Annotated in this window: 22 protein-coding genes, 1 pseudogene and 1 CRISPR repeat array; of the genes and pseudogenes, 13 read left to right on the top strand and 10 right to left on the bottom strand. The window is 66.8% G+C overall.

Going from position 1 to position 25284, the window contains the following annotated elements; genetic code table 11:
- Nucleotides 1–86: 86 nt before the first annotated feature.
- On the bottom strand, nucleotides 87–374 hold the full coding sequence (locus IEY56_RS27750) for a hypothetical protein (protein WP_189040046.1): 288 nt from the start codon (nucleotides 372–374) through the stop codon (nucleotides 87–89).
- Between the two features lie 80 nt (nucleotides 375–454).
- Here IEY56_RS27750 and IEY56_RS27745 point away from each other — a divergent pair, with 80 nt between their 5' ends.
- Complete coding sequence (locus tag IEY56_RS27745) at nucleotides 455–1216, top strand: GntR family transcriptional regulator (protein ID WP_189040045.1); 762 nt, start codon at nucleotides 455–457, stop codon at nucleotides 1214–1216.
- Nucleotides 1217–1792: 576 nt separating this feature from the next.
- On the opposite strand, the gene IEY56_RS28915 is transcribed toward IEY56_RS27745, so the two are convergent.
- The 9 genes from IEY56_RS28915 to IEY56_RS27705 all read right to left on the bottom strand — a co-directional run bounded on the left by IEY56_RS28915 (nucleotide 1793) and on the right by IEY56_RS27705 (nucleotide 15394).
- Nucleotides 1793–1915, bottom strand: a complete 123-nt coding sequence (locus IEY56_RS28915) for a hypothetical protein (protein ID WP_268241349.1) — start codon at nucleotides 1913–1915, stop codon at nucleotides 1793–1795.
- A gap of 587 nt (nucleotides 1916–2502) precedes the next feature.
- The gene (locus IEY56_RS27740) at nucleotides 2503–3441 is read right to left on the bottom strand and encodes a type I-G CRISPR-associated protein, Cas3-extension family (RefSeq protein ID WP_189040044.1); all 939 of its coding nucleotides are present in this window, start codon (nucleotides 3439–3441) and stop codon (nucleotides 2503–2505) included.
- On the bottom strand, nucleotides 3438–6386 hold the full coding sequence (gene cas3g, locus IEY56_RS27735) for a type I-G CRISPR-associated helicase/endonuclease Cas3g (RefSeq protein ID WP_189040043.1): 2949 nt from the start codon (nucleotides 6384–6386) through the stop codon (nucleotides 3438–3440). The genes IEY56_RS27740 and cas3g overlap by 4 nt, the downstream gene beginning before the upstream one ends.
- Nucleotides 6386–7780: a type I-G CRISPR-associated protein Csb2 gene (csb2, locus tag IEY56_RS27730; protein ID WP_189040042.1), complete on the bottom strand. Its 1395-nt coding sequence runs from the start codon at nucleotides 7778–7780 to the stop codon at nucleotides 6386–6388. Before csb2 ends, cas3g begins: the two co-directional genes overlap by 1 nt.
- Nucleotides 7781–7786: 6 nt before the next feature.
- Entirely contained in the window at nucleotides 7787–8959 is a 1173-nt protein-coding gene (gene cas7g / locus IEY56_RS27725) for a type I-G CRISPR-associated RAMP protein Csb1/Cas7g (protein ID WP_189040041.1), read from the bottom strand.
- Nucleotides 8960–9691: 732 nt separating this feature from the next.
- The gene (gene cas2, locus IEY56_RS27720; RefSeq protein WP_229712256.1) at nucleotides 9692–9964 is read right to left on the bottom strand and encodes a CRISPR-associated endonuclease Cas2; all 273 of its coding nucleotides are present in this window, start codon (nucleotides 9962–9964) and stop codon (nucleotides 9692–9694) included.
- 13 nt (nucleotides 9965–9977) lie between these two features.
- Nucleotides 9978–11648 (bottom strand): CRISPR-associated endonuclease Cas4g/Cas1g, encoded by a 1671-nt coding sequence (gene cas4g/cas1g / locus IEY56_RS27715; protein WP_229712253.1) that lies wholly within the window; start codon nucleotides 11646–11648, stop codon nucleotides 9978–9980.
- A 346-nt stretch (nucleotides 11649–11994) separates the two neighbouring features.
- Nucleotides 11995–13787: a CRISPR direct-repeat array (repeat unit 36 nt; unit sequence GTCACCGCGGTCTCCGGACTGCGGCACCGTTGCGGC).
- Between the two features lie 54 nt (nucleotides 13788–13841).
- Complete coding sequence (locus tag IEY56_RS27710) at nucleotides 13842–14600, bottom strand: glycosyltransferase family 2 protein (protein WP_189040039.1); 759 nt, start codon at nucleotides 14598–14600, stop codon at nucleotides 13842–13844.
- A gap of 5 nt (nucleotides 14601–14605) precedes the next feature.
- A complete protein-coding gene (locus IEY56_RS27705; RefSeq protein WP_189040038.1) occupies nucleotides 14606–15394 on the bottom strand; it encodes a GntR family transcriptional regulator in 789 nt (262 codons plus the stop codon).
- A 475-nt stretch (nucleotides 15395–15869) separates the two neighbouring features.
- On the opposite strand from IEY56_RS27705, the gene IEY56_RS27700 reads away from it, so the two are divergent.
- The 12 genes and pseudogenes from IEY56_RS27700 to IEY56_RS27650 all read left to right on the top strand — a co-directional run bounded on the left by IEY56_RS27700 (nucleotide 15870) and on the right by IEY56_RS27650 (nucleotide 25241).
- Nucleotides 15870–16178, top strand: coding sequence for a hypothetical protein (locus IEY56_RS27700; RefSeq protein ID WP_189040037.1), 309 nt, complete (start codon nucleotides 15870–15872; stop codon nucleotides 16176–16178).
- A complete protein-coding gene (locus IEY56_RS27695) occupies nucleotides 16175–17149 on the top strand; it encodes a DUF2637 domain-containing protein (protein ID WP_308424185.1) in 975 nt (324 codons plus the stop codon). The genes IEY56_RS27700 and IEY56_RS27695 overlap by 4 nt, the downstream gene beginning before the upstream one ends.
- Nucleotides 17150–17288: 139 nt before the next feature.
- Nucleotides 17289–19469, top strand: coding sequence for a cell division protein FtsK (locus IEY56_RS27690; RefSeq protein ID WP_189040035.1), 2181 nt, complete (start codon nucleotides 17289–17291; stop codon nucleotides 19467–19469).
- Between the two features lie 140 nt (nucleotides 19470–19609).
- Nucleotides 19610–19867: a hypothetical protein gene (locus tag IEY56_RS27685; RefSeq protein WP_189040034.1), complete on the top strand. Its 258-nt coding sequence runs from the start codon at nucleotides 19610–19612 to the stop codon at nucleotides 19865–19867.
- 33 nt (nucleotides 19868–19900) lie between these two features.
- The gene (locus tag IEY56_RS27680; RefSeq protein WP_189040033.1) at nucleotides 19901–20083 is read left to right on the top strand and encodes a hypothetical protein; all 183 of its coding nucleotides are present in this window, start codon (nucleotides 19901–19903) and stop codon (nucleotides 20081–20083) included.
- An 18-nt stretch (nucleotides 20084–20101) separates the two neighbouring features.
- Nucleotides 20102–20338 (top strand): hypothetical protein, encoded by a 237-nt coding sequence (locus IEY56_RS27675; RefSeq protein WP_189040032.1) that lies wholly within the window; start codon nucleotides 20102–20104, stop codon nucleotides 20336–20338.
- 75 nt (nucleotides 20339–20413) lie between these two features.
- A complete protein-coding gene (locus IEY56_RS27670) occupies nucleotides 20414–21073 on the top strand; it encodes a hypothetical protein (protein ID WP_189040031.1) in 660 nt (219 codons plus the stop codon).
- The gene (locus tag IEY56_RS27665) at nucleotides 21073–21444 is read left to right on the top strand and encodes a hypothetical protein (RefSeq protein WP_189040030.1); all 372 of its coding nucleotides are present in this window, start codon (nucleotides 21073–21075) and stop codon (nucleotides 21442–21444) included. The genes IEY56_RS27670 and IEY56_RS27665 overlap by 1 nt, the downstream gene beginning before the upstream one ends.
- Nucleotides 21398–21973 (top strand): annotated as a pseudogene (locus IEY56_RS29010) (DnaB-like helicase N-terminal domain-containing protein); the annotation flags it as partial. The gene IEY56_RS27665 and the pseudogene IEY56_RS29010, both read left to right, overlap by 47 nt.
- A 310-nt stretch (nucleotides 21974–22283) precedes the next feature.
- Complete coding sequence (locus IEY56_RS27660; RefSeq protein WP_308424184.1) at nucleotides 22284–23630, top strand: YfjI family protein; 1347 nt, start codon at nucleotides 22284–22286, stop codon at nucleotides 23628–23630.
- Nucleotides 23631–23958: 328 nt separating this feature from the next.
- The gene (locus IEY56_RS27655; protein WP_189040029.1) at nucleotides 23959–24147 is read left to right on the top strand and encodes a helix-turn-helix transcriptional regulator; all 189 of its coding nucleotides are present in this window, start codon (nucleotides 23959–23961) and stop codon (nucleotides 24145–24147) included.
- A gap of 62 nt (nucleotides 24148–24209) precedes the next feature.
- Nucleotides 24210–25241: a site-specific integrase gene (locus IEY56_RS27650; RefSeq protein ID WP_189040028.1), complete on the top strand. Its 1032-nt coding sequence runs from the start codon at nucleotides 24210–24212 to the stop codon at nucleotides 25239–25241.
- The last annotated feature ends 43 nt before the right edge of the window (nucleotides 25242–25284 follow it).

Genomic DNA, 25284 nt, shown 5'->3' with positions numbered 1-25284 from the left:
CGCTTCGCTTGTCAGCGCCCGATGACGATCGCGTGACACGCCCTGTGGCTGCCCGCCGTCGCTCTGGCTACGGTTGTTCACGTCGATCAGCTCCCTAAAGCTGATGGCCACGCCCCCGGACAGCCGACGCTGTCGCGGGGGTCCCCTTTTCGGATGGCGGCCCATACGGTCATGCCGCCCACGCTGACCTCCTGGCCGAAGTGATCGGCCGTTTCCAGCGCACGTAACAGGCCTTTCCAGGACTCCGAAGAGACCTGGTCAGGCACCTTGGCTTCCACAAGAATGTGGTTCTTGTGGTCCTTCACCTCCGGTTCCAACCCCGCAGCGGTCAGGCGTTCCGCGGCCTCGTTGGCGCGGGACGCAGGTGTGGGCATGCGTAAGCCCTCCATCGCGGCTAGGTCACATACAGTGAAGGTGCTTAATCAGCTTAGCGAGAATGGGCTAGATTTTCCATATGCCTGAGCAGCCGCCGTACATCCGCATCGCCGACCTGCTCCGGGAGCGCATCGCCAACGGAGAGTGGGCGGTTGGCGAGAAGCTGCCTTCACGCGCCCGCCTCGGCGAGGAGTACGGCGTGGGACACAACGTCGTCCGGCGCGCGAACGACCTGCTGATCAGTCAAGGCATCCTCGAAGGTCGCACTGGATCAGGTACGTACGTCGCGGAGCCCCGCTCACGACTTCGAATGGTCCGCTCACTGAGTCGCGAGCGCCGCGGCGGATCACCGTTCCGGGCGGACATGGCGGATCTCGGACAGCAAGGCACATGGGAGAGCCACACCGAGGCGAAGGTCCCGGTGCCAGCGGACATCGCGGTACGCCTCGGCATCGCCGAGGGCGACCTCGGCGTCCGTACGCGGTACGAGTTCATGGGCAACGGCAAACCCGTACAGCTGTCGACGAGTTGGGAGCCGTACGACCTCACGGGCGGAACTCTCGTGGTACTCCCCGAAGGCGGACCTCACGCTGGTCGCGGCGTAGTACAGCGCATGGCGGAGATTGGTGTCACGGTCAGCCACGCTGTGGAACAACCCGAGCCAAGGCATGCGACGGCCGAGGAGATCGCTCTACTGGGACTCACACGCAGCGCGCTGGTGACTCAGATTCAGCGGACCTACTACAGCGACGAGGGCCGCCCGGTCGAGACAGCGGACATCGTCGTACCGACGTCGCTGTGCGAGATCGTCTACGAAGTGCCCATCGCACAGACGGACTAAGTAACAGACCACAACTGGAACTCACCCGGCACCGTTACATTCCCCGGAACCGCCGCCCGTGACGCGGTCGGAGAAACTGCGCTCCGTGAACTGTTCATATGGAGCGCCACTGATCACAGGACCACCATGCGCGGACCTGGTGTCTCTTGGCCTTCTTCACGAGCGGTGTAGTGGCACTCTGATTTCCGGGGAGCGCTCGCATGCAGGTCGGACCTGTGTTTCTGCCGCACAAGGATGACGCAGACTGACTCTCGTACCCGACGGTAGGGGACCTCTCGCACACGACTGCAACGGAGCAGGTCAGAGCCCATAGAATGGCAGAGCTGTCACCGCGGTCTCCGGACTGCGGCTCCGTTGCGGCATGGCTTCGATGATGGCGGCCGAGGCCGCGCAGGAGAGTCACCGCGGTCTCCAGACTGCGGCTCCGTTGCGGCAACAGAATGACGGGCTGGCGTTGGGGTGTGCCAGACGTGTCACCGCGGTCTCCGGGCTGCGGCTCCGTTGCGGCTAGCGCATCCCGTCACCCATCGGGAGTCCAGGCAGCGCCGTCACCGCGGTCTCCGGGCTGCGGCACCGTTACGGCCCGTTGATCGCGGTGTAGCTGTCCTTCTCGTCCGGGTTGTCACCGCGGTCTCCGAGCTGCGGCTCCGTTGCGGCGAAGCAACGATCGTCGCCCGGCAGGGCCGGATCGTCGGTCACCGCGGTCTCCGAACTGCGGCACCGTTGCGGCGACGTGACCGCCAGCGGATTCGTCAAGCAGTACGCGATGTCACCGCGGTCTCCGGACTGCGGCACCGTTGCGGCTCGTCCCACGGACCCCAGTAGCTGGGGTTGTCGACGGGTCACCGCAGTCCCCGGACCGCGGCACCGTTGCGGCCAGTACGAGGCGGGGAGGTAGGTGTCCCAGCCCGTGGTCACCGCGGTCTTCCAGCCGCGGCACCGTTGCGGCCCTCCCAGCCAAGAAGGGGGTGATGAAGATCAGGCCTATCACCGCGGTCTTCGAACCGCGGCTCCGTTTGTCGTCTGACCAGGCAACTTGCGGTACTTCAGCCGACCCCACGGGTCAGTACGCTTCTCTACGCATTCAGGGCGAGCAACAACCCTGCATCCTCGGACACCAGCAAGGCCATCCAGCCGCAGAACGCGAGCAGATCACGGAAGACGCAGAGCGTCGCCGGGTGGACTTGGGCGCGGTAGTCGTGGGCCTCCAGCGTTCATGCGCAGCGCCGCGCCCAATGGACCCTCTACCGAGTGGCCGTACACGCCGCGTGGGGCACCGCGGACCATCAGTTGACGAGGCGAAGCCCGGCGGGAGCCAGGAGTCCTTCGAATTTGGGGTGCGGAATGCGGCGGGCTGCTGAAGCACTGAAGACCGCAAGAGGCTCCCAGGCGCGTGCGGTGAGGGTGGGCTGGTCATCGAGGGGGCGGAAGATGGGATGGTCGAGTAGAGCGCGGATTGCTGCAGGAGCAAGAGGGCGTGTCCAAAGCGGCCAGATCATGTAAGTGGAGCGGTCGACGGTATGCCAGCAGGTCGCTTTCCTGCGTGAGCCGTCCCCAGTGAGGCGGAAGAGCGGCAGCGCCATGGTGGCGAGCCAGGTGGCCCCCGGGACACCGCGTTCCTGACCGGTTTCTCCCCGAGGATGATCGGCTGCGCTGTGTTCGACGCGGTGGTCCAGGTACTCGCCGGTGAAACCCGGGACGCGGCGCCATTGGACAAGGGCTTCGCGCAAGTACCCGGGGTCGGAGCGGACGGCGGTCAGGGGTTTCTCGAAGTAGGAGCGGACGTTCTGCTTGCCACGGGGGGCCATGAAGGGGGTCAGGGCGGCGCGGCCGGTGCGGTCGGTGGCCATGTCGGTGGCGATGGAGGGGAGCCAGTGGTCGGTGAAGTGAGGGTCGATTTCTCGAGCTCTGGAAGCGAGTTGCCGATACTCCGCTCGTTGGGGGCGCATGGGGTCGCGTCCCGTGCCGGCTCTGAAGGGGAGATCAGGGTGGACGTCGATGATGGCGGCTTCATCGTCGGCGGCCTGGATGAGTCCGTGTAGGTCGGCGACGATGTCATCGACCGTCTTGTACCGGCTGGTGAGGACGGCGGCGGCGGTCTCGGGGGAGAAGGACAGGTAGACGTCGGGCTGCTGGAGATGGAGCAGGCGGGTGAGGCCTACAGCGGCGAGGAATCCCAGTTGGTCACGGCCAGCCAGGGCAGGGAGTTCGAGGCGGTGGCTCACTTCTTCTCCTCCTGCCGAGCGGAACACCAGATGTCGGCGAGCCGGACGACCGCTTCCAGGCGTGCGAGATTCCATCGGCCATAGCGCTGGTTAAGGCGGGTGAAGCGTTCTGGAGCGTCGTGGTCGACAGTGTGATCGCTGGAGTATGCGCGGCCGTTGTCGTCGGTGACAGTGATCGGTTGGGCGTCGTTGACAGGTGGCAGAAGCGGGCGGTTGTGCCCGTGATGGGCGGCGATCAAGTGCAGAACGAGATCGGTATCGATCGCTGAATCGCCGTTTGCCGTACGGGAATCGAGCCGGCCGGAGGCGATGCGGGCGGAAAGGGCTTCGTGGCGCATCCCGGCCGGATAGTTCGAGCGTCGCCAGGCACGCACGAAGGCCTGGCGATCGGTGGGATCGAGGCCGGACTTCGCAAGTGGCTCAGGGGCTGCGGCCGCGAGCCATGCGTTACCGCCGTGAAGCATGCATTGGCAGCGGTCGTCGCGTTTGCCTTCGTCGTGCCATTCGGCAGCCAAGGCCACGCTGTTGACGACTTCTGCGGGGAGGGCAAGGTTGCGGCCGAACTCCTCCGCCCGTTTGCGCACCGCGAGCTGGTGGGAGCGTAGGCCCATCGGCCTTCCGGTGGCGGCCGAGCCGGCTGTTGTGGCGTCTCCGCTGACGCTAATGCCCTTTCTGGCCGAGACGATCAAATGGTGGACCCGTTCAGTTCCTTGATCAGTGGTAGTCGTGTAGCTCATCGCAGCCGGACGGTCAACGAGAGTCCGCAGAATGTGCATATGCGGTAGGGCGCCCGACCACCGACCGCGGTCCTTCTCGATGCGTTCGAAGTCCTCACGCAGCCGTTTGAGGAGTTCGGCCAGACGACTCGGGTCGCACGGCCCGTCCTCTTCGGCAAGTTGCTTCGCAAGCTCAGTACGAGCGTCAGTCCATGCGGGGGCAAGTTCGGGGTCCCACTGGTCCAGCACTCGGTCGAGCGTGGGGATGAGCCGGCAGGCAGCCCGGCGGTGCCGGTGACCGCCGACGAGGTCGCCCAAGTCGAGCACTGGTGTGCGAGAGTTCGGTGCCCAGCCGTAGATGTCGCAGCCGCCGTAATCGGTAGGGACGACGAGCAGGTCTCCGGGCACGAGTTCGCCCGCCGCTACGGGCTCGATGGTGCCGTCGGGTGCGTACCGCAGTGCCCGCCGGGACTCGCCATTGCCAGCGGCCGTGGGGAGGGCCTCGTGTGGCGCGCCTTCAATGTCGCTGGCCACGATGTCAGGGGCGGGACCTGTACGTAGCCACTGTCGTACGGTCGGGAGAGGAAGTTCAATGCCTTCCTCTGCCGCAGGGGGAATGGCGGCGAGCACGGCAGCTGACGCCTCGACGTGTTGCACATCCACGTCTGAACGCCAAACAAGGGTCACCTGTGGCTCACCATGGTCGATACCGTGCAGGAAAGGCGCCAGCGCCGGGTCGGAAGAGGGCGCGGGATCGGTGGCAGTCCACGCTTCCAGCACTTCATAGTTGAGCGTGGGGACGTACGGCTCATCTCCGGTCAGCTGAGAGCGTTCCTGTTCAGGGACGCTATTGGTGAGGTCCCGCAGCGCTTGGGGCGAAACATCCAGACCGGCGCCGTCGAGGTCGGGAAAAGAGCGGGCGGTCAACGTGCGAGCGGGGGTATGCCTGGTCAGCCACTCCCAAGTGGCGTCCCTGGCCTCTCCATAGACGCCTGAAGTGTCGGTGGTTCCGGCGACGACGAGAGCACGGGCTGGGCTGCGGCGGCCGAGGCGATTCAGGCGGCCGAGGCGTTGCAACAACGCAGGCAGGGATGCTGCTTCGGTGACCAATGCGTCGGCGTCGATATTGGCCCCTACTTCGACCGTCTGGGTGGCGACGACGTACAGCACGCCGTTGGGGGCGGTCTCGCGGCCGGCGCGAATCTGCTCGTACCAGTCGTGGAGAAGATAGTCGCGGGCCAGGGGCCGATTGCGGCCGATCAGCAGCACCGCGGTGCTGCTGTCCTTTTCGAGGTTGCTTCTCTCAGCGCTCAGGTCGTCGTGCACGGCGCGGGCGCGGGCGATGGAGTTGCACACCACCAGCACCACCTTTCCCGCTTCACCCAGGTGGCGAGCGCTGCGGGCCAGGGCAGCGGGAACGACCTGGTGCACGTTCTTCTTCGTCGTCTTCACGCTCAGCGCGTGCAGTTCCTTGTGCGAACCCAGCCGACGAGCGGCTTCCGGATGTGCCAGATCGTCCTCGTCGAGGCGGTGGACGCGGGCGTCGGCACCACGGGGGCTGGCGGTCATCGCCACAAGCAGCGGCTGCCCCGTCGGCCCATGCTCGGGGGCATCGTGCGCGAGGGCGTCGCGGACGCTGGTGAGGAAGGGGCCGGAGAGGTGGGCTTCGTCGACCACGATGAGGCTGTCGGTACCGACCAACGCAGCATCAATAGGCCGGATTTGCTGACCGACGCCGTAACCACGGAAAAACAAACGGCTTCCGACCTGGTCGACGGTCCCTACTACGACGGCGTGTCGGTCGGGACGCTCCAGCCAGTTCCATGACCAGTCCACGCCGCCGCGCATCCGCGTCGTCTCCAACACGACCTTGTCGTCGTCGCCATCGGCTCGTAGCTGCTCGGCTACCTGTTGCGTCACCGGTCCGCGCGCCGGCGTCTCTTCGAAGGAACGGCGCAGGCGATTGGCGTGCTCGAATGCCTCGTCGACCACCAGGCGCCGGTCGACGACGAAGAAGATGCGCCGGCGGGCCTGTTCCGCCCCCAAGGCGGAAGCAAAGACGGCGACGTCGATGACTGCGGTCTTACCCAGCCCAGTTGGCACATCGATCAGCTCGGGCCAACCACGGTCCACCACGCGCTCCAGCAGCCGCTGCTGCCAGGGGAACGGCGTGTGGCCGTGTACTTCCCGGCAGAAAGCGTCGAAGTCTGCGACGGCCAACTCGTCCATCAACGCTTCTCCTTACGCTGCGGAACGAACAGCCCCAGCCCGAGGTACCGCATCTTCCCCGCGAAAAGCGGCCCTAGCAGCGGCCGGTGGAAGGTCACCCGCGCATGAAGCATCGGAAAGCCGCGAGCGTTTTCGGGCAGAGTGCCTGCCGCCGGACGCCAGGGCGACCCCTCCAGGAGCGGGCCTGTGGACGTCTCCACCTCGTCCGGCTCGGGGTAACCGGCCTTGGCCAGAGACCGGCGCACCAACTCCTCACTCGTACGCCCCCGACGCAGCCGGCCGTCCGCGATGAGCGGTGTCGCTGTGACCCAACGCCGGGCTCCGTGTGGACCCGCCGTCCACCGCTCGGCCTGCAAAGACCACTCACGTCCGGTCTCCTGCGTCAACCGCAGCACCGGCCAGTTCCTCCGGACTGTCAACGACGTCAGTGGGGGCGCCATCACCCCCCGCGCCAAGGCCTGCCACTCCGCGGGCGGCAGATCATTCGGAACTGCCAGCCCAAGCCCCATTACACGCCCGTCCGCGTGCTCCCGTCCCACGTGCGGCAGCACCACGAACGACACATGCGGGCGCCCGTCGGCACCATGTCCGGAGACCTGAGCCGGGATCGGGTCCGCGGTGCGGGCCAGCACCGCCCGCCGCAATGCCTGGGCAAGCTGCACCGTCTGCTCGGAACCGATCCGCGTTGTTGGCTTGGCCAGGCCCCACACCAGCAGATCGCTGTACGGACCCCGCAGCATCGGCTCATCCGGTTCCGAGGACTGGACGGGCCGAAGGGTGTAGTGGTGAGTGCGCGCCACTTCCCACGCCCGGTCCCCACGCTGATATGCCGACTCCAGCGCAGCCGTATAGCCCGCATACGGCACTGCCAACGCCGTCTCGCCACGCTCGCGTTGCTCCACCGGGCGCCAGACCCTCCACCCTGACGGAGGTGACTCCGGCGATTCCACCCCTACGCTCACCTCCGCGAGGCTGGTCGACCGGCCCACATACGGAACTCGCAGCGCCATTCGATGCAGGGCCTTCAAAGTCACGTCATCGACATCCGCCTGAGGCCAGACGATCGCGAATCGGTCCGCCGGCGGGGTCGCAAAACCACGGCGCCGCAATCCATTCGTTCGCCCCGGCCACGTCTGGCTCCCGCCCTTCGGCGATGGCTGGTTGGTGACCACATAGCTCTCCGCCTGCCCCCGTAGCGCCTCACCCGGGTCCCACACTTCCGGCACGCCGGCTGCTTCCAGCCATCGCAACGCCTCCCAGTCGGGCGCCTGCACGGCCGATGCCGTCAGCGCACAGAACACCCGTGATGGGGCAGGCGGCCACTCAGCCTCACCGGGCCGGTCACCATCCGCGTCGTAACGGCCGCTACGCAGCCGTACAACGATGCTCAACATTCCGGTTCACTCCCCGTCATCGTCGACGGCCTGAGATACGGCGTACTCGATCGCCTTCGCCAGCTGCGGGACCGGCTCAACTGCCACTGTCTCCGACGACATAGCCACCCCGAACTCCGCAGCCTGCTCGCGCAGTTCGTGGAAAGCCGCCAGCGCCTCTTCGACCGACACGTCCATGGCGTCCACCTCGCCGCCGGCCTTCTCAAGGCCGACCAGCTCAGAGACCTTGACCAGGTCGCAGCCAGAGCGGAGCCACACCGACGGCTTCCCGAAGGCCAACCGATCTCCCGCCAAGGCAAGCGCCGCCAACGCCGCGCGCGCCGCCTGCTCACCTTCGGGAGAGGCGTCTCCGAACCGCAGCCGCTCCAAGCCCGCGAAGGACACCGTCGCCTGACGGTGCACCTCGCGCACCGTCACCCCGCCCGGCACTCGGCTCGGCGCGATGTTGCCGTGCCCGATCTCGCTCAGTCTCTGGCCCTTCGTTTTTTCACCTGCGGGAACAAACTTCCAGTCCGACTCGGCCTTGGCCTTGTCGTCCACCGCTCCCGTCAGGTTCCGGGGGTCGAGCCGACCTCCCCGCCGGTCCACGAAGTGCGGATCCACTCCGAACATGAACGCTGTGTACAACCGCGCGAACTTCGGCCAACGACCCTTCCGATGTGAGTCCCATGCCCCGAACACGAGGGACCCGGGATCGCGTTCGTACAGCGGACGCACATCAGTTGACGTCGTCGACCGCAACAGTTGTCCCACCTCCGACTCATCGAACCGCTTCCCTTCGACGAGGCTGTCCCTGAGGTAGGCATCTGCGTAGCGATGCGGAAAGTCCAACGACGTCAGCCGCACCTCACCCTGCGCCGACTTGCACCGCATCTCGAACAACGGATACGCCAACCGCTCGCGATCCCGTGCCCGAAGCAGGGCCTCTTCCACCCTGTTCGCCTGCGACGGCTCCTGATCCACAGTCACCACCGGTACGGGCTCGCCACCATCCACCAACCGGTGATGCACGGCGTACTTCTTCTCCACGGACTCCTTCTCGCCGATGGGGTACGTCGGCGGCATCACGGTCGAGCCCGCGCCTCCCACCGGCTGATACACCCCGCGCACCACGACCGCCGTGTGGACCCGGTCCTCCCCCACAGCGCCGTGGAGCTGCGCCGCCAAGCTCTGACTCATCCCAGAACACCCCTTACGTGTCGACAAGTTGAACAGCCTGTCATGCACCACTGACAACCGGTCATAAGCGAGATCGGACACCGCTCTCCACGCCGCTGAGCGCCCACCCTGCGCGGTGCGCTACCATGACCGACCCAAAGACTATGCTAGAGATAAGTAGAAGATAACCGATGATCGATTCCCTCCCGGAGCTCCTTTTAGGGGGAGCTGGCCTTGCGCTCGGGCTTGTTGCATGGCTCAGACGGCGCTGGGTCCGGCTGCGCTCTCTCCAGATCGTGCGCGACACCCAGGGCTTGTCGGTCATTGTCAGGACGAACCATGCCGACAGACCTGACCGTGGGACGTAGCTGGGGACGTCGAAGTTCGCAGCCGTGGAGGCCCGATAGAGTCATCGAGTGACTCACGATGCTGTGCGGCATCAAGGCTCGGCCAACGTGGCCGAGACACTGGAAGCAACCAGTCCGCCGGTCCTATCCTGCGGCACCATTGCGGCTACTTGTCTCTGAGCTGCCTGAACCACGAAGCTCACTTCCCACTCCCGCGGGCACTGCCTGCGGCTCCATTCAAGCTCGATGGTCGTTACCCGAGTGCTTTCTCGGGCGGCTATTACTCGAGGCTGTACGGGAGCACGACCAGCCCTCACCAAGAGGGCTGGTCCTCCGATAAGCCACCGCGGGACGACTGGAAGGCGCTCTTACCGGGCTCGTGGCTGGAGCATGAGACGTTCCGCCCTCACACCACCAGGGCCCCACCTTCCGGCGGGTCGAGGAGGCGGGTGCCGAGGAATTCGAAGCGGCTGAGGTCGGTGTTGCCGAGGTTGATGATGGCGACGGAGTCGACGGCCAGGTTCATCCGGGCCGAAAGGGCGTCGGTCATGCGGATGCGTTCGATGTCGCTGAGGTCACAGACGAAGACGGAGTACTGCAATGGATCTCCGTAGGACTTCATCGTCCGATGCACTGCCCGCAGCCGACGCTGATCGCGGATGTCGTACGTCACCAGCATGCGCCGCCGCATGTCACCGCGTCCGGAATGGCGTGTAGCGGTCCACCTCACCCAGCAAGTACGCCGCGAAGAGGCGTACTTGAACTTCGAGGATGCGTCGGTAGGTGACCGTGTACCCGAACATGGGGTGCCGGACCTCGCTGGACAGTCTCCGTTCATACGCACGGAGAACGGAGCGGCGACCCGTGTCGGTGAGCGCGACGCCCACTGCTCGGTGGACGAAGTCCCCTTCCCCGACCTCGCCATTGTTGATCAGATTCACCGCAACGGAGTCGGCGATGAGAGGGCGGAACTCCTCCATCAGATCCAGCGCCAAAGCGGGCCGTCCGAATCGCGGCCGATGGAACAGTCCCACGTACGGGTCGAGACCGACGCTGTAGCACGTCGCAGTTAGATCCTTCGTCAACAGCGCGTAGAGATACGACAGCAGGCAGTTCAGGGGATCGAGGGGCGGTCGTCGCGAACGCAACAGCGGGCCGGCCGGCGCATACAACGGGCGCGCGCTGTCGGCCAACATGGATGGGAAGTCGGTGAAGTACATACGAGCTGCACTGCCCTCGACTCCCAGCAGTTGCTGCATAGTTGAGCACTCGCTGGTCTGACGGGCCAGGTCATACAGAACGGACACGGTGCGAGCGCTGTCGACCGCCTCCGATCTCGCGTTACGCCGCAGGAAGGTACGGCAGTTGCGGATCTTCCCGTCCACGAAGGCAGCTGCGGTGGCCACATCGTCCCGCAGGGAAGCCATCAGCTGGCGTCGCCGTAGATCGACGTGCTTGCTCGGGAGTCCTTCGGCCAGCCCTTGGAACCAGCCGCCGTAGGAGAAGAAGCAGACGGGGACGCTCTCCCGGAACGCTGCGCGGAAAACCTGGCTGCTGACCTGCACATTGCCGTACAAGCACAGCTGCGAGACATCGATCAGTCTGGTGGAGGCCAGCTTCTCCTTGTTCTTCCGGACCTCGATCCGCCCGGCCGAGATGCCGACGTAAGCCCCTTGTGTGGTGACGTACAGCGGTTGCGCGGACTCGTCCGTGGGGATCAGCCGGCGTGCGGGCTGCTCTTGGCGTGCGGTGAGAGTGTTTGTCTCATCGGGCAGGCACAAGCCCACCAGTGAACAGCGTGGGCACTTGGGACTGTCGATCAGAGGCTGGGGTGGTTGTTCCCGCGCTGCCACTTGCCGAGCTCGGTCGATCGCCTCGTGCGTACGAGCGATGAGGGTGTCATCGAACGGTACGGTCACTCGTGTCCGTGAGCCTGCGAAGTACAAGACTCCGCTGTCGCATGAGTATCCGGCCTCTCGAAGCAACAGACCCTGCAAGCACACCTGCACCCGCTCCGGCTCGTAAGCCCCCTCGGGAACGTCGGGCGCCACACCCTTCTTGTAGTCCACAGGCCGGACAACATCGACATCGCCACTTTCGACCAGGTCAATCGTGGCAATAACCCCGAGTTCCTCTGAGGAGAGTGTCACCGAACGAGCTACCTGAGGCTTGTCCTCATTCGCCTGCGCGAGCCGACCGCCAGGACGATCTACGCGAGTGTGGGTCGAATGACCCTTCACCGTATCGGCGTTGTGCACAAACCGACCCTGCACCCACTCCAGGTAGAACAGGCGCTCGCAGTAGACGGCCTCATTGAGCATCCGAGCTGGCAGCAGCAAGGGCACATCGTTGTTTTCAGACATGAGCGTCCCTGAACGGTGCGTGGTGGTAGGTGGGGGTCTGACAACGACGGACAAATTCGGCGCCTGGACTGTCAGGAACAGAGGCAGCCCAGCGGGCCGAGCCGAACTGTTCATATGGAAGCAGTAGTGATCGCCAGTGAGGCAGCACGCGCCCCTGGCGTGTCCTCACATGAGCTTCTGCGAGCACTACTGCACTGCCCCAAACTCCGGGGAGCGCTCGCATGCAGGTCGGAGCCATGTTCCTGGCGCACACGGGTGACGCGGACTGTCTCCTGTACCCGTCAGTAGCTGACCACTCGCACACGACTGCAACGAAGCAGGTCAGAGCCCATAGAATGACGGAGCTGTCACCGCGGTCTCCGGACTGCGGCACCGTTGCGGCCTGTCCCAGCGAACCAACGAGACACCCTCCTCCGCTGTCACCGCGGTCTCCGGACTGCGGCACCGTTGCGGCATCCCCTCTGAGGCCGCGTACATCCCCTGGAACGTGGGGTCACCGCGGTCTCCGGACTGCGGCACCGTTGCGGCGGCTGGAAGCCGGGCGACTACACGCACCGCTGCTACGTGTCACCGCGGTCTCCGGACTGCGGCACCGTTGCGGCCTGCCGATGCCGAGCTCTGCGGCGGCGGCCTGCTGGTCACCGCGGTCTCCGGACTGCGGCACCGTTGCGGCCCCGTGGCCGTCGTGCCCGGACCCGGATGCTCACGCGTCACCGCGGTCTCCGGACTGCGGCACCGTTGCGGCCATTCCTGGCTGACCAAGTCCGAAGCCGTAGCCGATGTCACCGCGGTCTCCGGACTGCGGCACCGTTGCGGCCCTTGGACGGACTTCTTCATGTACTCCTTCGCGTAGGGTCACCGCGGTCTCCGGACTGCGGCACCGTTGCGGCTCGGAGGAGCTCTCTCAACCATCCGTTCCCGAACGTCACCGCGGTCTCCGGACTGCGGCACCGTTGCGGCACGATGTTGGGGGCCGCGGTTCTCGTCGGCGCGCTCGGTCACCGCGGTCTCCGGACTGCGGCACCGTTGCGGCGGGGACTCCGGCGCGCACTCCGCGCGCACCCTCGGCCTGGTCACCGCGGTCTCCGGACTGCGGCACCGTTGCGGCACTCCGTCGACGTCGAAAATCGTCGGCTCCAGCCACACGTCACCGCGGTCTCCGGACTGCGGCACCGTTGCGGCGGGCTGCTACTCCTGCTTAGCCCGCATATCCTCGGATCACGTCACCGCGGTCTCCGGACTGCGGCACCGTTGCGGCTCGTTGCTGGGTCGGCGCCCCCGCCGGAGGTCAACCAGGTCACCGCGGTCTCCGGACTGCGGCACCGTTGCGGCAGGTCGTAGTCCTGGCGGACGTTCTTCGGGTGAGGGGTGGTCACCGCGGTCTCCGGACTGCGGCACCGTTGCGGCGCGTCTCGCATAGCCGTAGGAGACACCGCCATAGGTCACCGCGGTCTCCGGACTGCGGCACCGTTGCGGCGGCCCCTGGCCGCGGATCTACCGTCCCGCCGAAGGAGGGTCACCGCGGTCTCCGGACTGCGGCACCATTGCGGCTCCGCTGGGGCGGGTGTAGATGGCGGCCTCGTCGGGGTCACCGCGGCCTCCGGACTGCGGCACCGTTGCGGCCCGCCGCCGATGTCGCAGACGATCCGGTCGTACTCACCAGGTCACCGCGGTCTCCGGACTGCGGCACCGTTGCGGCGCGATGGCCACGCCGGGGATGATGCCGAGCGGGACGGGTCACCGCGGTCTCCGGACTGCGGCACCGTTGCGGCGGGTCCTGGAGCAGGTCGGCGGCGAACTCGGTGCGACGTCACCGCGGTCTCCGGACTGCGGCACCGTTGCGGCCCTCGCACGACGATGTGCGTGCCGTGCGCCTGGTTGGCGCGTCACCGCGGTCTCCGGACTGCGGCACCGTTGCGGCAGCACCGGGACGTGGACGTGCAGCTGCGGGTCGTCGGTCACCGCGGTCTCCGGACTGCGGCACCGTTGCGGGCAGATGTAGATGTCGGTGGCGCCGGCCCCATACCTGCTGTCACCGCGGTCTCCGGACTGCGGCACCATTGCGGCTCAAGGTGCGCGGCCTCGGTCTGTACCGCGCCCCCGGTCACCGCAGTCTCCGGGCTGCGGCTCCGCTGCGGCGTCACCGCTCACCTCAAAGGGCATATCAGCTGCGGCCCTGATCAACCTCAGCGCTTAGCTTTCAGGGGAGTAGCGCCAGCCCAATGCAACGAGCTGCCGCACCCGCGCGTCCACAACTGCCATACGCCCCTCGCGCTCGCCCTTGTGGGCGTGCGCCGCCTGGTTCGTAGCCTGGCCAGGCCACTTGCGGTAGAGCAGGCCCACCTCACGCGTGAAGTAGCCGCGGCTGACGGCGTTCAGGGCGAGCAGTAGCCCCGTGTCCTCAGATGCAGGCAAGGCCATCCATCCACCCAAGGCAAGCAGCAGGTCCCTGCGGATGCAGAGCGTCGCCGGGTGGACTTGAGCGCGGTAGTCGTGAGCCTGCCAGTGTTCGTGGACAGCTCCGCGCTCGATCGGCCCCTCTTCCGGGTCGCCGTCGAAGCCCACCGTCGAGCCATCCGGGAGTGCGTCGAGCACGCGGGACGTCGTCCATGCGATGTCCGGTTCACGCGTGAAGACGTCGATGTCCCGAGCCAGGGCTCCCGGAGTGAGCATGTCGTCGGCGTCGAGTACCTTGACCAACTCCCCCTGAGCGCGAGCCAGTCCCATCGTCCGGGCGACACCGGGGCCGCCTCGCCGACCCTGGGCAAAGCTCACCCGCGGATCGTCCGGCACGTACTGAGCGACCTCGTCCGTCTCGCCGTCCTCTTGGATGACCCACTGCCATTCCCAACCTTCGGGCAGCTGCTGCTTCTTCAGAGACTCGTACGCGTCCGGCAGGTGGTACGCGCCCGGGGCGTGGACGGCCGTGAGCACAACGATGCGCTGCTGCAAGGTGGTTACCACCTGTTCAATGGGGATACGAAGGTCATTTCGGTGCGGTCGCCGGGGAAGATGACGTCTGACATCTCCACTAGACGGTCCTCAATGTCGTGCGAGAACTTCCGCAGCACGAGCACCGCTGTTCCCGGAGGAAGCTCCAGCTCTTCCGCTTCTTCGGCGGAGGGCGGTCGCGCCGTGATGCGTTCGGTGATGCGGTCCAGCTCGATCCCGACCGTATGGAGCTGGTTCTGTGTGCCGCCGGGCCACGGCTCGTTGGCCGCGTCCAGCAAGTCGGGGTTCTTCGCGACCATGTCGCGGACGAGGTACGAGGTCACCAGGGTGAAAGGCGCCGGCTCGGCGCTGTAACGCGTCCGGTAGGTGCGCTGGACCATCGCCGTACCTTCCGGCACGCCGAAGGCGCCGGCGATGTCCGCGTTCGCTGGGACCTCCGTGTACTCCGCGTGGAAGACGAGGTCGTTCACGGTCAGGCCGGTGTCGTGCTCGGTCGACCCGGTTTCGAGGCGCTTCGCCTTCGGTTCACGAGCTCGGTCCTTTTCCCACTGGTGTCGCTCGTTGGTGCGTGCGACCAGCTTCCGCGGTACGCGTACGAATGTGCCGCGGCCGTGCTTCTTCTCTACGAGCCCCTCCGCCTCCAGCTGGGCGAGTGCCTGTCGCACTGTCGGCAGTCCCTTGCCGTAGCGCTTCACAAGCTCCGCCTCAGTCGGAAGCTTCTCACCGGGCTTGAGCTCACCTGCACGGATGGGCCGCCGGAAATCCTCCGCGATCCGCTCGTACGCCTTCGCCATGGCCACTCACCGCTCTCTTGGTTCGACGGCACCAGCATACGAGTCATCAAGAGGACTTGACGAGTTGGGGAGGGCAACGTCATAGTCGAGGCAAGTCATCAAGATATCTTGAAGACAAGACCTCCTGATGATGGTCAAGGGCCGTGTCATGCCCGCCTTGCCGGCGGAGCCAGCGGTCAGTGGCCGGAGAAGCGCCCGGAGGGCCTGGTGAAAGAGGCCCGATGGAAGCGCCCGAGCCTTGAGAACTCCACAGAGTGCACCTGGACGAATGAGTGCTTTTGATCTCCGGCATCGCCCTCCCAGAGGGCATGTCGGAGGTCATGACTGCTTGTTCGCTGAAGAGCACAAGTGGTCTCCCGTAAGACCCACCGCGACATCACAGAGTGCTGATCGCGCACCCCTCAGGGGAGCCGCCAACGGATCAAGGAAGCCCGCTGCCCTGAGTCCCCCATCCCGCCGACGACGAGGAGAGAGCATGCGTGCCTACGCATCCGCTCACGAGGCATGGCCCATCTTCGAGTTCGAGGAACTGGCCAACAGTTTCGAGGACCCTGCCGAGTGCTTTCCGGACCTGTTCATCGGGTTCCCCGGCGAGCCGGCCAAGGAGAAGGAAGCACGCCTGGCTGCCGCACGTGACGTACTCGCCGAGCTCAAGGAGCTGGGCCAGCACGATGAGGTGGCCCGAGAGAACGCGGCGTACGCCGAGGCGCTCGACGACATCGTGCCGCTCTGGGACCGCACCCCCCGGAAGCCGCGGATGCCGTGGACGGAGGACGCCGCGTGACTGCTGCTCCTCCACCATTCAGCTCGGTCGAGAAGACGCTGCTTGCCACGGTGGTTCCGGCGGGCGCCGGGGTCGGAGGGCTGGGTCTTGCGAGCTCGTTCGACTCCGTTGCCGGGGCCGCCGAACGCTGGGGCTTCTCAGACCCGTGGATGCTGCCCGTCGGAATCGACGTCGCGATCCCGGTCTTCACAGCCGCCAACTTGCTGCTGATCAGGCTGGATATGAGGCTCTCGTGGGTGCGTTGGGTGCCGTGGGCGCTCACGTTCGTCACGTGCTGGCTCAACATCGCCGCCGGGGACAGCGCCTCGGCGAAGGTCGCTCACGGCACGATGCCTCTGCTGTGGGTCGGCCTCTCCGAAGTCGTCGCGCACGTCTACGCCGTTCGGATCGGGGCCGCCACGGGCGCCCGGATGGAACGCATCCGGCGCTCCCGCTGGCTCCTCGCTCCCGGATCGACCTTCTCACTCTGGCGACGCATGACGCTGTGGGAGATCACCAGCTACCGCGAGGCGCTGGAGCGCGAGAAGGAACGGCAGTTGTCACGTGCCGGACTTCGTGAACGGTACGGCCGCGGGTGGCGACGGCAGGCACCCCGGCGAGAGCGCGTCCTGCTGAAGCTGGGCGAGCTCGCGCCGGACGGGGCCCTCACCGAGCCCGAGTCCGAGCTGGCGGACGACGACTTGGAGTCGGAGGAGTCCCGACCGCCCGCACAGAAGCCGCCGCCGCGTCCGCGAAGGAGCCGACGGCGGTCCGCAGTCGGCAGGCCGTCGTACGAACAGCATCTGGCCAACGCCCGTACGGCAACAGCCGACTGGCCCGACGCAGCTCTCACGGCTGAGCGCATCCGCGACACCGTCGGCTGCGGACAGGCACGCTCGCGGGAGCTCCGGGAGGAGCTGAAGGCCGAACGCCGGAACCAAGAGACCGAAGGACAGGCGCCGTTGGAGTTCGAACCGGCGACGGCCGGCTGACGGCAGTCGGCCGACTCGGTCGGTCGCCACCCCTGAAGTTCGGCACACGAACTCGATGCCGCTCATTACGCCGGGCCCGGCCGACCACCTTCCACAGCAGCGGCCGGGCCCGGCACCTCCCGTCAGGAAGGAAGTGCCAGTGAACCATGACGACGAGAACGAGCTCTTCGAGCGGCTGGAGTCAGAAATGACAGCCGACGAAGGAAGCGAAGTAGTCGACCTCAACCAGGCGCGATCGGCGCGTACGAAGCCGACCGAGTCGGCAGCCCCGACGCCAGACGACCCGGAAGACCCGCCAACCCGACCGGTGGTCGACAAGCCCGGCGGTTCGTCGGGTCCCGGCTTCATGGATCGGGTGCGGGGCGCCAAGCGTCGGCCGGTGCTTCCGGCGTGGGCGTTGTCCAAGCCGGAGTTCGTCACCGCTGCCGGATGGCTGATCGGGCACACCTGGCACACCGCCGCGTACCACGGAGTGCGTCTCCCCTGGTACGGGCTACGGCTTACCGCCCAATCTCCGCGAGGCGCGGCCGAGTTCATCAGTGGTTCGCTGCGCTGGGTGACAGATCGCGAAGGCGACCCGCTCCGGTCGGCGGCTGCCCGGCGCGAAGACGTGGAGGAGTACCTGAAGTTGAGCCGCCAGCGGGACCGCAGGGTCCGTTGGCGCACGCTCGTCGCGGTAGTCGCCTCCGTCGTCGGGACGGCAACCGCCACGTATCTGTACGTACTTGCTCCGGGCTGGCTCCTCGCCCTGTCCGGCGGGTTGGTGGCACTGGCGCTGGGGTGGCTCGGTCAGCCGGTCGATGACCCGATCGTTCACCGGGCCGTGGAGATCCCCAAGGTGCAGAAGCTCACCAGCGACATCGTGCTGCGGGCGCTCGGCGCCCTGAGTATCGCCCAGATCAACCAGGTCATCGTCAAGGGGAACGACCCGCTGACCTTCACCGCGCCCATCACCCGCGACGGTCCCGGCTGGCGCGCGGAGGGGGACCTCCCCTTCGGCGTGACGGTGGCCGACGTCGTCGACAAGCGGGACAAGCTCGCGTCAGGTCTGCGCCGTCCGCTGGGCTGCGTATGGCCCGACGCCGTACCGGAGGAGCACACCGGCCGCCTGGTGCTTTGGGTCGGAGATCAGGACATGTCGAAGGCCAAGCAGCCCGCTTGGCCGCTCGCGAAGTCCGGCTCCGTCGACTTGTTCAAGCCCGTCGCTTTCGGCACCGATCAGCGGGGCCGATGGGTGGAGATCACGCTCATGTACATCGCGGCCGTCATCGGCGCGATCCCGCGCATGGGCAAGACCTTCCTGCTCCGGCTCCTGCTTCTCATCGCGGCTCTCGACCCGCGGGCCGAACTGCACCTGTTCGATCTCAAGGGCACAGGCGACTTGGGGCCGTTGGAGTCGGTCGCCTACCGCTACCGCGCGGGCGACGAGGACGAAGACATCCTCTACGTCCTCGCAGATCTGCGTGAACTCCGCGGTGAGCTGCGGCGTCGGGCCAAGGTCATCCGCTCGCTGCCCCGCGACCTGTGCCCGGAGTCGAAGGTGACCAGCGATCTGGCGTCCAAGAAGTCGCTGGGGCTGCACCCGATCGTGGTCGGCGTCGACGAGTGCCAAGTGCTCTTCGAACACCCCAAGTACGGCGAGGAGATCAAGGAGATCTGCACCGACATCACCAAGCGCGGCCCCGCGCTCGGCTTCGTGCAGCTCCTCTCCACTCAACGACCCGACAGGGACGCTCTCCCGCCCGGCATCAGCGCGAATGCCTCGGCCCGGTTCTGCCTCAAGGTCATGGGTCAGATCGAGAACGACATGGTGCTGGGCACCGGGGCGTACAAGCGGGGCGTACGGGCGACGATGTTCGCCTGGGCGGACAAGGGCATCCACTACTTCGTAGGCGAGGGAGCCGACGCCCGCATCGTTCGCTCGATCTACGCGGACGCCGTCATCGCTGAACGCATCGCCCTGCGCGGGCGGAAGCTGCGGGAGGACGCCGGGACCCTGGCCGGGCACGCGCTCGGCGAGGAGCCGCAATCCGATCCCGGCGCCTCTTACGACCTGCTCGCCGACATCCTCACGGTCGTCAGCGCGAAGGAACCCAAGCTGTGGTCGGACGCAGTTGTCTCCCGGCTGGCCGAGTTGCGGCCGGACGTCTACGGCGAGTGGAGCGCCGAGCAGCTCACCGCTTCGCTCAAGCCCTGCGGGATCAGCACGATCCAGATCGGTCGCCGCGTCGACGGCAAGGTCGTCAACCGGCGCGGCATCGCCCGTACCGACGTCGTGAACGCCGTCGCAGAACGTGACGGAAAGCCCGACGCCGCATGACGCTCGGAGCCGCTTCCGCTAGCAGCACACCTCGCTAACGTTAGCGGCCCCGCTAGCGCGCCATTCCCCCTGTGACCAGGCCGCTAGCGGATAGCGGCCTGGTTCGGGGAGACCCATCAACCGCCGCTACAGGGAGACTCATGACCTCGACCGCCGACGCTATCGCCGGCCTTCTCTTCCTTACCCTCGGCTACGCCGCACTCTGCGCCGTCTCGCCGTTCGGCAACTGCCGCAAGTGCCGCGGCTTCGGCTTCCATGTGCGCCGCAACCGCCGCGGACGCATCAAGCGCGGCCCCGACTGCCGCCGCTGCCGCGGGCACGGCAAGCGCATCCGCCTTGGGCGCCACCTCTACAACCTCGTCGCGCGGCTGCACCGCGACCACTCCCAGACGCTCTGACCGCCGGGCCTCCCCGGCAGAAAGGACCCGCTCGTGGTCACGCTCTCGCTCGTGCTGCTCTTCGGCTTCATCGTCGCGCTGCTCCTCAAGTACCGCGCGGTCAGCGCCGGTGCGGCCGTCGCGTCGCTCCTGTTCGGCTTCTACCTCGCCAACACGCCCGCCGCCGCGCCCATCAACCAAGTGATGACCGCGCTCGTAACCGCCATCGGCAGCTGACCTTCGAAGGAGCTCGACATGTGCAACTCCAACACTGACTCGCCGCAGATCTCACTCAAGGCCGCCGGCGAGCTGCGCGACGCGCTCACCGCCCTGCAACGAGGCAACGCTCCTCACGCCATCGGCGCACTCATGGCCATAGACGCCGAGTCGTGGACCGCCATGGAGGCCCGCCTCTCCGCCGTGGGCGGAGACCTCCGCGAACTGCTGGAGGCTGCGAGCGAGAACTCGGCCGTACGGCTCCCGCTGCACTGACGAATTCCCACCGTGCGGCCCGACCTCGGGCCGTACGGCCCCTCCCTACCTGCTCCTGCCACACGGAGAACCTGCATGGCTGACACCAAGACGACCTGGTTCCGCACGCTGCCGGAAAGCGTGTACGCGCTGGGCGCCGCCGCTCGCGAATACCGCCTCGCGCTCCACACAGCGAAGCTCGGCATCTGCAACACCGACCCGTCCCGCACCCATCACCACCTCGGTGAGCTCGCCGTTCCCGGAACGCCGTTCCACCGCCCGCACGATGTCGCCCTGGTGTCGGTGAGCGATCTCTACGCCGACCTCGAAAAGCAGGTCCGGAACCTGTACGAGAACGCGGCACGTGCCTACGCGCACGGGGCGGCTTGGGCCATCCGGTCCGTACTCGACGGCAAGCAGCCGGCACACGTGCTGCTGCACCGCGAGCACGACCAGTACCTGTTTATGGGCGGGATTCCTGACCTCCGGGAAGGGCTCGCCCGCTGGACTGGCGGCAAGCAACTGCACTCGCTTCGCGAGGACCTCATCTACCGGGAGAGCGCCCGCAACGCAGCCGCGTCCTTCAGCGCTGAACAGCATCTCGAAGCACACGAGTCCGCTGCCCTGGCCGCCGCGCTCAACTCAGCTGAGAGCCTCGCGCAGGTCGCGTACGGCTACGGCGAACTCGCCGAGAACGCCCTGCACTTCGCCATCGACAGGGCACGGATCAACCGACTCCCGAAGGACGTGCAGTGATGCCACACCCCTCACCCGACGAGGCGTACGCACACGCCACGAACATCGTGCGAGAGATCGACTCGATCGCGGACATGAGCCGCCGGACCTCCGGCGCGATGCCACGCGATTTCTGGCTGAGGAAAGCGGCGTTAGTGGACCGCATCGCGCTGAAGGAAGAGGCGACGTTCTCGCCGGAAGTCGCGGCGCCCGCAGTGCGGGCGGCGGAAGCGGCAGCCGAGCAGCTGCTCGCATACGACAGGAAACACGGCACCCGCTGCGGCAGGTTCAGCCCCGACTCACTCAGCTCATCGGACTCGACGGACGGGCAGGGCCACCGCGCCTATGTCCGCCAGGAGTACCTCGCCTGGAGCTCCGCCGAGTACGCATGACCAGGCCCGGGGCAGCGGCCAACGGATCAAGGAAGCCCGCTGCCCCGGCCTCCCATCCCAACCAAGAAACAGGAGGTACGAACAGCATGCCTCAAAACAGGCACCGCCCGCTGCCCCGCCCTGCCCACAGCACAGCAGCGCCCGAGCATCGCATGTGCGCAGAGCTTCGTCTGTACGCCGGGGAGGCCGCGCGATGACCGAGCAGCCCCACGTGCCGACCGGGACGCCCGCTGCCACGCACGGCAACGTCCTGCCCCTGCACTCCGGCATGGAACGAAGCGGCGCACCCTGCGATCTGGAAGCCGAGCAGGCAATCCTCGGCTCGATGATGCTCGCGGCCGGCGTGATCACCGAGGTGAACACGATCCTGAGCGTGGAGGACTACTACCGTCCCGCGCACGAGACCATCCACCGCGCCATCAGCATCCTGAACGACCAGGGCAGGCCCGTCGACCCGATCACCCTGACCCACCACCTCGGGCAGATGGGCGACCTCAGCCGCGTCGGCGGCCCCAGCTACGTGCACGGCCTGGTGCAGGCAGTGCCGACCACTGCGAACGCCACGTACTACGCGGAGATCGTTCACGAACTCGCAGAGCGCCGCCGTCTGATCCAGGCAGGCACCCGCCTCGTACAGGCCGCGTCCGCGCCGGACGCCACGGCTGACGAGGTGCGCGAGGCCCTCGCGCTGGGGGGAGGAGAAGCTTCCCGAGGCGTGGTCGGAGCCGATCCCGCTCAACGCCCGGCCGCAGCTTCCGCGCTTCCCCCTGCACGCATTTCCGGGGTGGCTGGCGGACTTCTGCGGCGCGCTCGCGGAGGAGACGCAGACGCCTCCCGACATGGCTGCGGCGTTGGCACTGAGCGTGTTGTCGACGGCAGCCGGTGGTCGCATCGTGGTGCGCGTACGCGGGCGTTGGTACGAGCCCACCAACCTCTACGTGGTCGTCGCGCTGCCGCCGGCGAACCGCAAGTCCGCGGTCTTCTCCGCCATGACGGGACCGCTGTACGAGGCGGAGAAGCACCTCGCCAACGAGGCCGCGGGCCGCATCGTGGAAGCCGAGCTCACGCGGAAGATGACTCAGGAAGCCGCGGACAAGGCAGCCACCCGGGCCGCGGGCGCCGACGGGCCTGAGCGGGACAACCTCGTCGCCGAAGCCATCGATCTGGCACAACAGGCCGAAGCACTCACGGTCCCGCCCAGGCCCCGGCTCCTGGCGGACGACTCAACCCCGGAGACCGTCACCTCTCTCATGGCCGAGCAGGGCGGACGGCTGGCAGTCATGTCCGCCGAGGGCGGCATCTTTGACATCATCGCCGGCCGCTACTCCGGCGCGGCGAACATGGAGGTCTTCCTCAAGGGCCACGCCGGGGACCGGCTGAAGGTCGACCGGCGCAACCGCGAGGAGTTCATGGAGGCCCCGGCGCTGACCATGGGCCTGGCCGTACAACCCTCCGTCCTGGAAGACATCGGCAAGAACCGCGGCTTCGACGGCCGCGGTCTCCTGGCCCGCTTCCTGTACGCGCTGCCCGAATCCCTCGTCGGCTACCGCAAAATCGGGCCCGCTCCCGTACCGGAGACGGTCGCGGCCCGGTACGAGCGGAACGTCATGGCACTCACGCTCTCGCTAGCCGAGCGGGCGGAGCCTGAGGTCCTCCAGCTCTCGCCGGAGGCGGGCTCTGCGCTGATCACGTTCGAGGAGCGGATGGAACCCCAACTCCGGGCCAAGGGCGGCAAGCTCGGTCATGTCGGCAAGTGGGCGGGCAAGCTCGTCGGCACCGCGGCCCGTGTTGCCGGGCTGCTGCACGTCGCCGCCCATCTGGAGGACGGCTACGCCAAGCCGATAGAGCCGTCGACCATGACGGCCGCCATCGAGGTAGCGGATTACTTCGCGGATCACGCGTTGTCCGTCTTCGACCTCATGGGCGCCGACGCCGCACAGGCACGAGCCCAGTCGCTCCTGGAGGTGCTGCGCTCCAACGGCTGGGATACGGTCTCGCGCCGCGACCTGTTCGCCAAACTGTCCCGCTCCGAGTTCCCCACGGTCGCCGACATGGAACCGGCCGTCGCGCTCCTGGAGGAACACGGCTACCTCCGCATCCACACGCCGCCGCGTACGGGGAAACGAGGCCGCCCGCCGGCCCCGCGGTACCTGATCCACCCGCAGGTGAGGGAGGGACAGGCATGAGCGCCCGTGCGTACACCGAGAGCGCACCGCAGAAACCGCTGAAACCACAGAAAGGTGAGCCTCACCGCGCTGAGCAGCGACGGAGCAACATCGATGGCTCCGGGACCAGGCGTCCGCAGAATGCCGCGAGAGCACCGCACAAAGTCTGCGCGCCCACACGTCCTCGGCCCGACAACCGTGTCGACGACAGTTTGTGCGGCACTTCCGCTGGTTTGTGCGGCAGTTGCCCTCGGCACGCCATCACCGCAGTTCAGAGCACCACTCTGCCTGTTTCCGCGGATTCCGCGGTTTTCGCGACGGCCGTTCACAGCTGCTCTTGGAGGCTCGCGTGATCAAAGACGAGAAGCTGAAGCTTCCTTCTGTGCTCGAAGAGATGGATGTCTCGCGGTCCGCCTTCTACCGCATGCGGGCGCGAGGCAAGGCGCCGCGCTGCATCAAGCTCCCCAACGGGCAAATCCGCGTCCGCAGGCGGGATCTCGACGCCTGGTTCGAGGCGTGCGAAGAACAGGCCGCCTGAATCCCAGACATCCGGGGTGGCGCACCACTGGTGCGCCACCCCCTTCTTCGGAGGCAATAACCATGCTGACGTATGACGTGCGGGTCTGGGGCATCCGGAGCCGCAACAGCAAGAGTGCTCCTTTCCAACTGCGCTGGCTCGTCGGCGGCACCCAGCATCAACAACCGTTCCAGACCAAGACGCAGGCGGACGGCCGGCGGTCGGAACTGCTGTCAGCAGTACGAAACCGCGAGCAATTCGACACCAAGACCGGTCTCCCGGCGTCAGAACTACGGGCGCTGAACTCCCCCACTTGGTACGCACATGCCTGCGCGTACGCGCTCATGAAGTGGCCCGAGGCAGCCGCAAAGCACAGGGTCGGCATCGCCGAAGCACTCACCAACGTGACCCCGGTGCTCGTCACGACTACCAAAGGCTCCCCCGACCCGAAGCTGCTTCGCTACGCATTGCGGTCGTGGGCATTCCAAGCCACGCGCACCACCGACGGCGACCACGCCTCACGCAAGGACGTGACGCCCCCGCCCGATGAGGTAACCGCAGCGCTCCGCTGGATCGCTGAGCACTCACTGCAACTCGCAGAAGTCGGCGAATCCGCCCACCTGCGTCGTGCCCTCACCGCGCTGTCGCGCAAGCTCGACGGTTCCCGTGCGGCTGATAACACCTTCCGACGGAAACGCACAGTGCTGAGTAGTGCCTTCCGGTACGCGGTCGAGCTTGACCTGATGCCCAACAATCCGCTCTCTCGAATCGACTGGGCACCTCCGCAGACCGACGACGAAGTCGACTTCGGGTACGTACCCGGTCCCGCTCAGGCAAGAGAACTCATGAAGGCCGTTCAAGGACAGGGTCTAAGGGGCGAGCACCTTCATTCATTCTTCGGCTGCCTCTACTACGCGGCGACGCGTCCCTCTGAGGCTGCACACCTGAAGCGAACCGACTGCAAGCTCCCGAAGCACGGTTGGGGAGAGCTCCTGCTCCAGGGCAGCCGACCCGAGGTCGGCTCAGGCTGGACCGACGACGGCAAGTCGTACGAGGAACGCGGCTTGAAACGACGGGCGCGTAAGAGCTCGTCTCATTTGGTCGGCAGTCGGTAGCCTGGGGTCGTGGGGATCGTGGAGCGCTTGGTGCCGGATGAAT

Origin of the sequence: Streptomyces daqingensis, assembly GCF_014645895.1 — a bacterium.
GTDB lineage: Bacteria > Actinomycetota > Actinomycetes > Streptomycetales > Streptomycetaceae > Streptomyces > Streptomyces daqingensis.
Note: the sequence above shows the minus strand (reverse complement) of the source record. Positions and strands in the feature narration are given on the sequence as shown.

Bases quoted from the DNA above. Each gene is read 5' to 3' on its own strand.
- IEY56_RS27670 (WP_189040031.1), top strand. From the start codon at position 20,414: ATGGCTGACACCAAGACGACCTGGTTCCGCACGCTGCCGGAAAGCGTG.
- IEY56_RS27685 (WP_189040034.1), top strand. From the start codon at position 19,610: ATGACCTCGACCGCCGACGCTATCGCCGGCCTTCTCTTCCTTACCCTC.
- IEY56_RS27660 (WP_308424184.1), top strand. From the start codon at position 22,284: ATGGCTGCGGCGTTGGCACTGAGCGTGTTGTCGACGGCAGCCGGTGGT.
- IEY56_RS27700 (WP_189040037.1), top strand. From the start codon at position 15,870: ATGCGTGCCTACGCATCCGCTCACGAGGCATGGCCCATCTTCGAGTTC.
- IEY56_RS27665 (WP_189040030.1), top strand. From the start codon at position 21,073: ATGCCACACCCCTCACCCGACGAGGCGTACGCACACGCCACGAACATC.
- IEY56_RS27675 (WP_189040032.1), top strand. From the start codon at position 20,102: ATGTGCAACTCCAACACTGACTCGCCGCAGATCTCACTCAAGGCCGCC.
- csb2 (WP_189040042.1), bottom strand. From the start codon at position 7,780: ATGTTGAGCATCGTTGTACGGCTGCGTAGCGGCCGTTACGACGCGGAT.
- cas2 (WP_229712256.1), bottom strand. From the start codon at position 9,964: ATGCTGGTGACGTACGACATCCGCGATCAGCGTCGGCTGCGGGCAGTG.
- cas7g (WP_189040041.1), bottom strand. From the start codon at position 8,959: ATGAGTCAGAGCTTGGCGGCGCAGCTCCACGGCGCTGTGGGGGAGGAC.
- cas3g (WP_189040043.1), bottom strand. From the start codon at position 6,386: ATGGACGAGTTGGCCGTCGCAGACTTCGACGCTTTCTGCCGGGAAGTA.
- cas4g/cas1g (WP_229712253.1), bottom strand. From the start codon at position 11,648: ATGTCTGAAAACAACGATGTGCCCTTGCTGCTGCCAGCTCGGATGCTC.
- IEY56_RS27705 (WP_189040038.1), bottom strand. From the start codon at position 15,394: ATGGCGAAGGCGTACGAGCGGATCGCGGAGGATTTCCGGCGGCCCATC.
- IEY56_RS27745 (WP_189040045.1), top strand. From the start codon at position 455: ATGCCTGAGCAGCCGCCGTACATCCGCATCGCCGACCTGCTCCGGGAG.
- IEY56_RS27650 (WP_189040028.1), top strand. From the start codon at position 24,210: ATGCTGACGTATGACGTGCGGGTCTGGGGCATCCGGAGCCGCAACAGC.
- IEY56_RS27750 (WP_189040046.1), bottom strand. From the start codon at position 374: ATGCCCACACCTGCGTCCCGCGCCAACGAGGCCGCGGAACGCCTGACC.